The sequence below is a fragment of the Streptomyces sp. NPDC056628 genome, from assembly GCF_042792555.1.
In the GTDB taxonomy this organism is placed as follows: Bacteria; Actinomycetota; Actinomycetes; order Streptomycetales; family Streptomycetaceae; genus Streptomyces.
The window spans coordinates 278,283-289,760 of sequence record NZ_JBHTWG010000003.1 but is presented as its reverse complement, the minus strand read 5'-3'; the positions used below and the strand labels follow the sequence as shown (position 1 = coordinate 289,760).

Genomic DNA, 11,478 nt, shown 5'->3' with positions numbered 1-11,478 from the left:
GCTGGGCGCCCGCGACCGCGCCCAACTCGCCCGGTGCACCTGATCGCCTACGGGGCTTTCATCGCCGTGGACCGTGTCCAAAGCCCACTTTCCGCCCGAACCACCCTGGAGGCTCCGTAACTCGCCCAGGACACCCGGCGTTCGGGCCTGTTCCGTGACGGCGTCGGTACGGAGCGAGTTGACCCTTCCGCCTCACGGAGAGTCGTGTGACACTGGCGTCCCGTCCGCTGTGCGGACCCCCTCCGCACCGTCCCCCACGAAAAGTGCGCCGTGCGTTCACTTCCCTTGCCGCTCGCCCTCACCGCGCGCCTGTCACCCGTCGTCGTGCTCGCCACGGCGGGCTGGGCGCTCTCGTCCGGACCCGACGCGACGCCGGCCCCCGAGGACCGTACGGCCGCGCAGCGGACCGAGGAAAAGGCGCCGGACGCGCCCGCGACGGCCGCCGCGGCCAAGACGTACACCGCCGCCCCCTCGCCGTGCGGCACCCTCTCCGCCAAGTCGGTCAAGGCGCTGGTGCCGGGGGCGAAGACGGCCGGCAAGGAGATACCGTCGACCGACAAGACGCTGCGCCGCACCTGCTCCTGGAACGCCCTCAAGGGGTACGAGTACCGGTGGCTGGACGTGTCCATCGAGATCCAGCAGTCCGAGGATGCGGCGGCGGAGACCTACAAGGGGCGGATCGAGGACCGCGGCGGCGGCGGCGCGGTCCCGGGCGTCGGGGACTCCGGCTACTCCGTCGTGAACCTCACCACCGAGGACAAGCAGCAGACCCGTGAGGGCGTGGTGATCGTCCGGACGTCCAACGCGCTGGTCTCCGTCACCTACAGCGGAAGCGACTTCGAGTCGAAGAAGGCACCCGCCACCGACGAGATCAACACGGGCGCCATCAAGGCCGCCAAGGAGGCCGTGGCCGCGCTGGAGGACGGCCCCAAGGGCTGACCGTCCTCCGGCGCCGCGCCCGTCAGGCCCTGGCGGGCTCCCTGCGGCCGCCCATCAGCACCACGTACAGCACGAGCGACGTGGCCAGGCCCACCGCCCAGCCGTAGTCGGCGAGCGGCTTGAGGAACGGGATCAGACCGTCGGCCGGGAAGGGGCCGGTCCGGCTGCCGTCGGCGCCCACCCCGGAGTACGAGCCGCCGACCGCGAGGACGCCGCCCACCAGGAAGGCGGCGATGGCCCGCCAGTTCCAGCCGGAGGAGTACCAGTAGCGTCCGCCGGGGGTGTACAGGTCCGCGAGGTGCAGGACCGTGCGGCGCACGATCCAGTAGTCGGCGATGAGGATGCCGGCGACCGTGCCGAGCAGACCGCCGACCACGCCGAGCCAGGTGAAGATGTAGAACTCGGGCGTGGAGATCAGCTTCCACGGGAAGATCAGGACGCCGACGACACCCGTGATCAGCGCGCCCGTACGGAAGTTGATGAGCTTGGGAGCCAGGTTCGCCAGGTCGTACGCCGGGGAGACGACGTTGGCCGCGATGTTCACCGAGACGGTGGCGATCAGGACGACGACCAGCGCGAACAGCAGGCCGAACGCGCTGTCGGTCTTCGCCGCCAGCGCGACCGGGTCCCAGATCGCCTCGCCGTAGACCGCCTCGGAGCCGGAGGTGACCAGGACGGCGAGGACGGCGAACAGGGTCATCGTGGTGGGCAGACCCAGCGACTGGCCCCAGGTCTGGGCGCGCTGGCTGGAGCCGAAGCGGGTGAAGTCGGGGATGTTCAGGGACAGGGTGGCCCAGAAGCCGATCATGCCCATCAGGGAGGGGAAGAAGACCGGCCAGAAGTCGGCGCCCCAGCCGAGCTTGGAGGGCTGGTCGAGCAGGGCTCCGAAGCCGTCCGCCTTGACGGCGATCCAGACGAGCAGCACGAGCGCGCCGACGATCACGAAGGGCGCGGCCCAGTTCTCGAAGTGCCGCAGGAAGTCCATGCCGCGGTAGATGATGGCGATCTGCACGGCCCAGAACAGCAGGAAGCACAGCCACAGCGGCCAGGGGTTGCCGGCGATCTTCCCCGCGTTCTCCCAGTGCCCGCCGGTGAGTTTGGAGCCGAGGGCGAAGATGCCGCTGCCGCCGATCCAGGTCTGGATGCCGAACCAGCCGCAGGCCACGGCCGCCCGGATCATCGCCGGGATGTTGGCGCCGCGCAGCCCGAAGGAGGCGCGCGCGAGCACCGGGAAGGGGATGCCGTACTTGGGTCCCGCGTGCCCGGTGGCCAGCATCGGCAGGAGCACGATGACGTTGGCGAGCGCGATGGTGAAGACGGCCTGCTTCCAGTCCATGCCGAGGGCGACCAGGCCGGAGGCCAGGGTCCAGCTGGGGATGCAGTGCGCCATGGAGATCCACAGCGCCGCGAAGTTGTACGTCGTCCACTTGCGCTCGGCGACCGGGACCGGGCGCAGGTCCTCGTTGGCGAAGGGGCTGTCGGAGGGGAACGCCTCGGGGGCGAGTTCGACGCGGCCGCCGGGGAGGGCGGTCTGCGGTATGGATGACCCCGTGGGGACTGTGTCTGTCATGGGCAGGCCAATCAATCGGGTGGGACGGGAGAGGCCGTGCGGGCCCCAGGGCCCTCCCCGGGACGGCGGGGAGGGTGACGAGGGGTGGGGGGTCGGGTGCAGCCGTCAGGCGAACGCGCCTACATGGGTCAGGAGTTCACGGCGGGGATGACCGACGATCCGTACGCGTCGATCACGGCCTCCTGCGCGTCGTGCATGTCGTAGACGGCGAACTGGTCGACGCCGAGCTCACGCAGCGCGTTCAGCTTCTCGATGTGCCTCTCCACCGGTCCGACGAGGCAGAACCGGTCGACGATCTCGTCGGGGACGAAGGCGGTGTCGGGGTTGTCGGCCCGGCCGTGGTGCGCGTAGTCGTACCCCTGCCGGGCCTTGATGTAGTCGGTCAGCTCCTCGGGTACGGCCGAGGAGTGCGCACCGTACTTGGCGACCAGGTCGGCCACGTGGTTGCCGACCATCCCGCCGAACCAGCGGCACTGCTCACGGGCGTGGGCGAGCGCCTCGGGCGAGTCGTCCTCGGTGACGTAGGCGGGGGCGGCGACGCAGATCGTCACCTCGGCCGGGTCGCGGCCCGCGGCGGCCGCCGCGTCCTTCACGGCCTTCACCATGTACTCGGTCAGATAGAGGTCGGCCAGTTGCAGGATGAACCCGTCGGCCTCCTCACCGGTCATCTTCAGCGCCTTCGGGCCGTACGCCGCCATCCACACCGGGAGTTCGGCGTCGGGCTTGATCCAGGGGAACCGGACGGCCGTGCCGCCGCCGAGGTCGGCCTCCCGCCCGCTGCCGAGCGCCCGGATGACCTTCATGGCGTCGCTGATCCGGGCCAGCGTGTTGGGCTTGCGCCCGGCCACGCGCATCGCCGAGTCGCCGCGGCCGATCCCGCACACCGTGCGGTTGCCGAACATGTCGTTGAGCGTGGCGAAGGTCGAGGCGGTCACCTCCCAGGTGCGGGTGCCCGGGTTGGTGACCATCGGGCCGACCTTCAGGTGCCGCGTGCGGGCCAGGATCTGGCTGTAGATGACGAACGGCTCCTGCCACAGCACGGCCGAGTCGAAGGTCCAGCCGTAGGTGAACCCGTTGTCCTCGGCGCGGCGCATCAGGTCGACGACCCGCGAGGCCGGCGGGTCCGTCTGCAGGACGAGTCCGAAGTCCATGTGCTCCGCTCCTAGTTCAGGTACTGACAGGTGGAGCGGGGCGTGTAGACACCGTGCCCGGCGCGGCCGGTGTACTCCCGCTCGGTGATGACGGGCTCGCCGCGCGAGAGGACCGTCTCGACCCGGCCGGTGGTCCGCCGGCCCTCGTACGCCGAGTAGTCGACGTTCATGTGGTGGGTCTCGGCGGACATGACCTGCTCGGCGTGCGGGTCGTAGATCACGACGTCCGCGTCCGCGCCCGGCGCGAGAGTGCCCTTCTTCGGGTACATGCCGAACATCCGGGCCGGTGTGGCGCAGGCGATCTCGATCCAGCGGCGGCGCGAGATGTGCCCGTCGACCACGGCCTGGTGCAGCAGGTCCATGCGGTTCTCGACGCCCGGGAGGCCGTTGGGGATCTTCGAGAAGTCCCCGCGTCCCAGCTCCTTCTGGCCCACGAAGCAGAACGGGCAGTGGTCGGTGGAGACGACCTGGAGGTCGTTGGTCCGCAGCCCCTTCCACAGCTGCGCCTGGTGCTCCTTCGGCCGCAGCGGCGTCGAGCACACGTACTTCGCCCCCTCGAAGTCCGGCTCCGCCAGGTTGTCGGTGGACAGGAACAGGTACTGCGGGCAGGTCTCCCCGAAGACGTTCAGCCCGTCGTCGCGCGCCCTCGCGAGCTCCGCGACCGCCTCCGCCGCCGAGACGTGCACGACGTACAGCGGCGCGCCCGCGACCTGGGCGAGCTTGATGGCGCGATGGGTGGCCTCGGCCTCCAGCAGCGCCCTGCGCACCTCGCCGTGGTAGCGCGGGTCGGTCTCGCCGCGGGCCAGCGCCTGTTCGACGAGGACGTCGATGGCGATGCCGTTCTCGGCGTGCATCATGATCAGCCCGCCGTTGTCGGCGGAGCGCTGCATGGCGCGCAGGATCTGGCCGTCGTCGGAGTAGAAGACCCCCGGGTAGGCCATGAACTGCTTGAAGGAGGTGACGCCCTCCTCCACCAGCAGATCCATCTCCTTGAGCGTCTCCTCGTTCACATCGGAGACGATCATGTGGAAGCCGTAGTCGATCGCGCAGTTGCCCTCCGCCTTGGCGTGCCAGGCGTCCAGGCCCTCGCGCAGGGTGTGGCCCACGCTCTGCACGGCGAAGTCCACGATCGTGGTGGTGCCGCCCCAGGCCGCGGCCCGGGTGCCGGTCTCGAAGGTGTCGGAGGCGAAGGTGCCGCCGAATGGCAGCTCCATGTGGGTGTGGACGTCGACGCCGCCCGGGATGACGTACTTGCCGGTGGCGTCGATGGTCCGCTCGGCGGTCCAGGCCTCGGCGGCCGGGGTGCCGCTCGCGGCGAGGGCGGCGATCCGGCCGTCCTCGATCAGGACGTCGGCGTGCATCTCGTCGGACGCGGTGATGACGAGACCACCGCGGATGACGGTACGGCTGCTCATTCTCCCTCTCCTACCGTGCTCGGCACTGGGTCTTACGGGGCGGTGATCGGTCCGTAGGCGTCGGGCCGGCGGTCCCGGAAGAACTGCCAGCGGTCGCGGACCTCGCGGAGTTTCGCCAGGTCCAGGTCGCGCACGACGAGTTCGGTCTCCTTGTCGCCGGCGACCTCGCCCACGAACTGCGCCTCGGGGTCCACGAAGTACGTGGTGCCGTAGAAGTCGTTGTCGCCCAGGTCCTCGACGCCGACCCGGTTGATCGCGCCGACGAAGTACTCGTTGGCGACAGCCGCCGCGGGCTGCTCCAGCTGCCAGAGGTAGCGGGACAGTCCGCGCGAGGTCGCCGACGGGTTGAAGACGATCTCGGCGCCGGCCAGCCCGAGTGCCCGCCAGCCCTCCGGGAAGTGCCGGTCGTAGCAGATGTAGACGCCGACCTTGCCGACGGCCGTGTCGAAGACCGGCCAGCCCAGGTTGCCCGGCCGGAAGTAGAACTTCTCCCAGAAGCCCGGCACCTGGGGGATGTGGTGCTTGCGGTACTTGCCCAGGTACGAGCCGTCCGCGTCGATCACGGCGGCCGTGTTGTAGAGGACACCGGGCTGCTCCTCCTCGTACACGGGCAGGATCAGGACGATGCCCAGCTCGCGGGCGAGGTCCTGGAAGCGGCGGACGATCGGGCCCTCGGGCACCTGCTCGGCGTACTCGTAGAACGCCTTGTCCTGCACCTGGCAGAAGTACGGGCCGTAGAACAGCTCCTGGAAGCAGAGCACTTGGGCGCCCTGGGCGGCCGCGTCCCGGACCGCCTGCTCGTGCACCTGGATCATCGTCTCCTTGTCGCCGGTCCAGGCGGCCTGGAAGAGGGCGGCGCGGATCACTGGGCTCATCGGGACCTCCGGGTCGCTCGGTGTGCTGCGAGCGTAGGAAGCCCGGTGATCGGCTTTGAGTGGCACCGTGTCACGTCTGCGGCCGTGGCGCGTGCCACGGTGTCACCCTGTCGTGGACCCATGTTTCACCGCCGTTCTCCCAGGTCATTGGATGTTTCAGCCGTGTTGCGCGTCATGCGCGAGGAGTGCGATGTGCACCGAGGCGGCCTGCTCGAAGTCGTCGAGGTCGACCCCGAGCCGGGTCTGTATCGCCTCCAGGCGGCGGTACAGCGCGGGCCGCGAGACATGGTGGAGCTGGGCGGTGCGGGACTTGTTGCGGCCGGTGGCGAGATAGGTGCGCAGGACTGCCAGGAGGTCCTCGTCGGGTCCGCGGAGCAGCCCGTCCAGCTCGCGCTCGGCGAACGACTGCACCTGCGGGTCGTCCCGGAGCAGCCGGACCAGACCGCGCAGATGCACGTCCCGCAGCCGGACGACGGCGGGGAGGTCGAGGGCCGCGGAGGAGTCGGCGACGGCGTCCGCCACGTGCTGGGCCTCGCGCAGTCCGGTGGGCACCTCGTCCCACACGGTCCGGGCGTCGGCGGCGGCCACGACGGTCCGCTCGTCCCCCGCCTCCGAGCGCACCCGGGCCGCAAAGTTGGCGGCGAGCACGCCGGCGTCCTGGTCCCGGGCGAGGCTGAGCAGCACGGCGGTGGCCCCGTCCGCGAGTTCGGCGACGATCCCGGACAGGCCCAGCAGGCGCAGCACCCGCTCCAGCCGGGCGGCCTCGCCGTCGCGCACGACGAGCGGCACGAACGTCCGCCGGTTGACGGGCAGTCCGGCCGCCCGGGCGCGCGGCAGGAGCTGACGGGCCGGGACGACCCCGCTGACCAGGTCGGTGAGCAGGTGCTGGGCGGACTGCTCCTCCCAGCTGTGCGCGGAGGTACCGCCGAGCATCCGGTGCAGGACGACCGCCTCGGCGGCGCGGTCGGCGAGGAGCCGGCCGGTGGCGGTGTCACCGCGGTACCCGCACAGCACGAGCCGGCCCCAGCGCTCGCCGCGTCCGCCGAGTTCGGCGCGGATCCAGCCGCCGCCCTCGCTGCCCCCGGCCTGCCGGGCGATGCGCTCCCAGTCGCGCAGCACGTCGTCCACGGCGGACCGCTCCCCCGCGGTGGCGAGGACGCGGTGGGCGAGGTTGGTGACGACGACGGGGCAGGCGCTGTGGGAGGCGACCTCGTCGAGCAGGCTCTGCAGCGGAGCGCCGCCGGTGATGAGCGCGGTCAGCGCGGTCCGCACCGACTCCGAGAGGCTGACGGCGGCGAACTTGCGCCGCACCAGCCGGGACTGGACCTCCTCGGTCAGCTCCGCGAACGGGAAGGGCCGGTGCAGGACGACCATGGGCAGCCCGCACCGCTCGGCGGCCCGGCGCATCACGTCGGGCGGGGCGGGGAACGCGCGGCCGAGGCCCAGGACGAGGGCGGCGGCCTCCGCCCGGTGAAGCGAGCGGACGTACTCGGCCTGCTTCTCCTTGTCCCCCGCGAGCAGCACCCCGGTGGTCAGCACCATCTCGCCGCCGCTGAGCATCACGCCGACGTCCGGGGCCTCGGCGACGTGCACCCAGCGCACCGGCCGGTCGAGCTGGCCGGCCGCGGCCACCACCTCGGGCTCGCCGGCCAGCACCCTTTCCAGGGTGAGGACCTGACGGACCGACAGTGCGGACTGGAGGGGTTCCCAGGGCTCCGGGGTGGTGGTCATGGCGGTGTTCCCTCGCTCATGGGTCCGGACGGTGCCCGTTACAGGCTCCGCAGGGCGCTCTCCAGGATCGCGGCGCCCTCCTCGGCCTCGGCCACGGTGAGGGTCAGCGGTGGGGCGATACGCAGGGCGCTGGTGTCGTGGCCGCCGCCCTTGCCGATGAGCAGACCGCCGGCGCGGGCCTCCTCCAGCACGGCGGACGCGGCCGCCGGGTCGGCCTCCTCGGTCCCGGGCCGGGTGAGCTCGATGCCCAGCATCAGGCCGCGCCCGCGGACCTCCCGCACATGGGGCACCTGGGCGGCGACGGCCCGCAGCCGCTCCCGCAGCAGTCCGCCGACCCGCCGGGCGTTGCCCTGCAGGTCGTGCTCCAGGAGGTACGCCAGGTTGGCGAGGCCGGCCGCCATGGTGATCTGGGTGCCGCCGAAGGTGGAGATGCTGTTGGCGTCCAGGCAGTTCATGACGTCGGCGCGGGCGACGACCCCGCCGATGGACATGCCGTTGCCGATGCCCTTGGCGAAGGTCAGGATGTCCGGTGGGCCGGAGCGGGCGTGCGCCTGCCAGCCCCAGAAGTGGTCGCCGGTGCGGCCCCAGCCGGTCTGCACCTCGTCCGCGATCCACAGGACGCCGCGCTCGGCGAGCACCTCGCGGAAGGCGGCGTACAGGCCGTCGGGGCCGGAGGTGAAGCCGCCGACGCCCTGGACGGGTTCGGCGATCAGCGCGGCCGGCGGGCGGGTGTGGCCGAGGACGTCCTTGAGGTCGGCGACGCAGGCGGCGATGAACTCCTGGTCGTCGAGGTGCGCGAACGGGCCGCGGGTGCGCACGCCGCCGTGCACGTAGAGCGTCTGCAGCGGGGAGAGCGAGGTGGGTGACCAGCCGCGATTGCCGGTGACGCCGACGGCGCTGAAGGAGCGGCCGTGGTAGCTGTTGCGCATCGCCAGGACGGTGTTGCTGCGCCGGTAGGTGGTCGCGAGCAGCAGCGCGGTGTCGTTGGCTTCGGTGCCCGAGGTGGTGAAGAAGACGCGGGCGTCCGGGATGCCGCTCAACTCGGCGACCCGCTCCGCGAGTTCGACCATCGGCCGGTTGAGGTAGAGGGTGGAGGAGTGCAGGATGCGCCCGGCCTGCTCGCTGATCGCCTTGGTGACCTCGGGCAGGGCGTGCGCGGTCATCGTGGTGAGGATGCCGCCGAAGAAGTCGAGGTAGCGGTTGCCCTCGGCGTCCCAGACATGGCGGCCCTCGCCGTGGGTGATCTCCAGCGGCTCCTCGTAGTAGAGCGCGAGCCAGTCGGGCAGGACGGCGTGGTGGCGTCCCAGCAGGTCCTTGGTCACGGCTGCACCAGCCCTTCGTAGGCGTCGGGGCGGCGGTCGCGGTAGAACGCCCACTGCTGCCGCACCTCCTCGATGACGTCGAAGTCGAGGTCGCGGACGAGGAGTTCCTCGACCTTGTCGTCGGCGACCTCGCCGACGAACTGTCCGCGCGGGTCGACGAAGTACGACGTCCCGTAGAAGTCGTTGTCGCCGTACTCCTCGACGCCGACGCGGTTGATCGCGGCGACGAAGTACTCGTTGGCGACGGCCGCCGCGGGCTGCTCCAGACGCCAGAGGTGGGAGGACAGACCCCGGTGGGTGGCGGACGGGTTGTAGACCAGCTGGGCGCCGTTCAGGCCGAGTTGGCGCCAGCCCTCCGGGAAGTGCCGGTCGTAGCAGATGTAGACGCCGACCTTGCCGACGGCGGTGTCGAAGACCGGCCAGCCGAGGTTGCCCGGCTTGAAGTAGTACTTCTCCCAGAAGCCCTTGACCTGCGGGATGTGGTGCTTGCGGTACTTGCCGAGGAAGGTGCCGTCGGCGTCGATCACGGCCGCGGTGTTGTAGTAGAAGCCCGACTGCTCGACCTCGAAGACGGGCACGACGATCACCATGCCGGTCTCGCGGGCGAGGTCCCGCATCCGCCGCACGGTCGGCCCGTCGGGGACCGGCTCGGCCCAGGCGTAGTGCTCCGGCTCCTGGACCTGGCAGAAGTACGGGGCGTTGAAGACCTCCTGGAAGCCGATGATCTTCGCGCCCTGCCGGGCCGCCTCCCGGGCGTGCTCCTCGTGTTTCGCCACCATGGACTCGGTGTCACCGGTCCAGGTGGCCTGGACCAGAGCGGCACGAACGACGTTGGCCATGAGCTGCTCCTTCGACGGGACGTCAGAGCCTCTACGCCCGTAGAGGGGGCCGTAGAGGCTCGAAAGTAAGCCCCTGGAACAGCCTTGCCAAGACCATCGTCGTTAACCCGCTGACTCCATCTCGTTTCACACCCCTGAGGGTGACGGAAGGGGCCGGTGGGAGGGACCCGGCGGATGGGGTTCCGGCCGGCCCGTCAGGCGGTGAAGCCCGCGACCCGCAGGGCGTGGACCAGGTCCCAGTACCGCTCGTCGGAGACGCCCCGGGCCGCGTCCAGCAGGAGCGGCACCAGCGTCCCGGGGCCGGCGGCGACGCTGCGGGCGGCCTCCTCCGGGGTGCGGACACGGACGTACGCGTCGAGCAGCGCCCGCACCTCCCGGTGCCGTCCCTCGTCGGCCAGGCCCGTCACGGCCCGCCCTATCTCCGGCGCGGGCCGCACCACGCCCTCCCGCAGGATGCGCTCGCCGTCCTCGGCGTGTCCGGCCGCCGTCAGGGCGTCGGCGGCGGCCACCAGGCGCTCGGCGGGCAGGGAGGCGGCCTCCCACAGCAGGGTCGCCCAGTCGGCGGCGAGCCCGGCGTGCCGCATCTCGGTGGCGAGCAGCGGGAAGCGGGCGGCGGGCCAGTACGAGATCTCCACGAGCAGGGCGTGGGCCTCGCCGCTCCGTCCGGCGCCACGCAGCCGCCCCAACGCCTCGACCGTGGCGAGGACCTCCTCACGGTCGGCCGCTCCCAACTCCTCGGCGGGCGGCCGGGGCGCGGCCTCGGGCGTCTCCTCGGCGACGCCGGCGAACCGGGCGCCGCGCGGTGATCCGCGCCCGGTGACGGCCGGCAGGGGCAGCGGGTCCCCGACGGCCGGCGGTACGGCGACGGGGCCGGTGTCCTCCTCGGCCGCCCCGGCGAACCGGGCCCCGCCGCGACGGCGCCTGCGCTGTTCGGGCACGGCCGGGGCGCGGTCGGCGGAACGCCCGCTCCCGGGGCGCTCGTCGCGGTGCCGTCCGGCCTCGGGCCGTAAGACCGACCCGTCCGGCTCCGCTCCCGGGATGTGCCCGCGCGGGGGCAGGTCGCGGTGGTCGAGGGCCGCCATGCGGCGGCGCAGTTCCTCGCAGCGGGCGCTCGCGCGTGCGTGGTCGTCGCGGGCCCAGGCGAGGTCGAGGCGCAGCGCGTCGGCCTCGGCGCGGGTCGTCGCGGAGGTGAGGGCGTGCTCGAGGGCCGTGCGGCGTTCGGCGGCGTACCGCTGTTCGCGGAGCATGACGTCGAGACGGTCGCCGAGGGCGTCGCGTCCGCCGGGCCGGGCGTCGTGGGCGGCGACGGCGGCGGCGTGCAGCGCGCCGGCCTGCTCGGCCCAGGGGGCCGCGTCGTCCGCGCCGTACCGGGCGGCGAGGTCGCCCAGCAGGGACTCCACGACGTCCCAGGGCGGCACCTCGCGTCCGTCCAGGCAGGCCCGCATGCCTTCCGGGTCCCGTTCCCAGAACACCCCGCACCAGCCGCCGCCCTGGTCGAGGCGCGCCAGAAGGCCGTCCAGACATTTCGCGAACTCCCGTGCCTCGGCCGGGAGTTGTTCCACCGACATCGCCCAACCCCCGCCAGACCGGAACACTCCGGTCCGTCAGGCAACACCAACCGTGTTACGAACGCGCT

General features: G+C 71.9%; 9 protein-coding genes. 1 reads left to right on the top strand and 8 read right to left on the bottom strand.

Going from position 1 to position 11,478, the window contains the following annotated elements; genetic code table 11:
* Positions 1-270: 270 nt before the first annotated feature.
* A complete protein-coding gene (locus ACFRAC_RS06950; protein WP_382921887.1) occupies positions 271-939 on the top strand; it encodes a hypothetical protein in 669 nt (222 codons plus the stop codon).
* 22 nt (positions 940-961) lie between these two features.
* On the opposite strand, the gene ACFRAC_RS06945 is transcribed toward ACFRAC_RS06950, so the two are convergent.
* From ACFRAC_RS06945 to ACFRAC_RS06910, 8 genes are all read right to left on the bottom strand, one after another.
* Positions 962-2,509, bottom strand: a complete 1,548-nt coding sequence (locus ACFRAC_RS06945; RefSeq protein WP_382921884.1) for an NCS1 family nucleobase:cation symporter-1 — start codon at positions 2,507-2,509, stop codon at positions 962-964.
* Positions 2,510-2,637: 128 nt separating this feature from the next.
* Complete coding sequence (locus tag ACFRAC_RS06940) at positions 2,638-3,660, bottom strand: TIGR03842 family LLM class F420-dependent oxidoreductase (RefSeq protein WP_382921881.1); 1,023 nt, start codon at positions 3,658-3,660, stop codon at positions 2,638-2,640.
* Between the two features lie 11 nt (positions 3,661-3,671).
* Positions 3,672-5,075, bottom strand: a complete 1,404-nt coding sequence (gene hydA / locus ACFRAC_RS06935; RefSeq protein ID WP_382921878.1) for a dihydropyrimidinase — start codon at positions 5,073-5,075, stop codon at positions 3,672-3,674.
* Between the two features lie 32 nt (positions 5,076-5,107).
* Positions 5,108-5,950: a nitrilase-related carbon-nitrogen hydrolase gene (locus ACFRAC_RS06930; RefSeq protein WP_382921875.1), complete on the bottom strand. Its 843-nt coding sequence runs from the start codon at positions 5,948-5,950 to the stop codon at positions 5,108-5,110.
* Between the two features lie 156 nt (positions 5,951-6,106).
* Positions 6,107-7,681, bottom strand: a complete 1,575-nt coding sequence (locus ACFRAC_RS06925) for a PucR family transcriptional regulator (RefSeq protein ID WP_382921872.1) — start codon at positions 7,679-7,681, stop codon at positions 6,107-6,109.
* A gap of 38 nt (positions 7,682-7,719) precedes the next feature.
* The gene (locus ACFRAC_RS06920) at positions 7,720-9,003 is read right to left on the bottom strand and encodes an aspartate aminotransferase family protein (RefSeq protein WP_382921869.1); all 1,284 of its coding nucleotides are present in this window, start codon (positions 9,001-9,003) and stop codon (positions 7,720-7,722) included.
* Complete coding sequence (locus ACFRAC_RS06915; RefSeq protein ID WP_382921865.1) at positions 9,000-9,842, bottom strand: nitrilase-related carbon-nitrogen hydrolase; 843 nt, start codon at positions 9,840-9,842, stop codon at positions 9,000-9,002. The genes ACFRAC_RS06920 and ACFRAC_RS06915 overlap by 4 nt, the downstream gene beginning before the upstream one ends.
* A gap of 194 nt (positions 9,843-10,036) precedes the next feature.
* Positions 10,037-11,410, bottom strand: coding sequence for a hypothetical protein (locus ACFRAC_RS06910; protein WP_382921862.1), 1,374 nt, complete (start codon positions 11,408-11,410; stop codon positions 10,037-10,039).
* Positions 11,411-11,478: the final 68 nt, after the last annotated feature.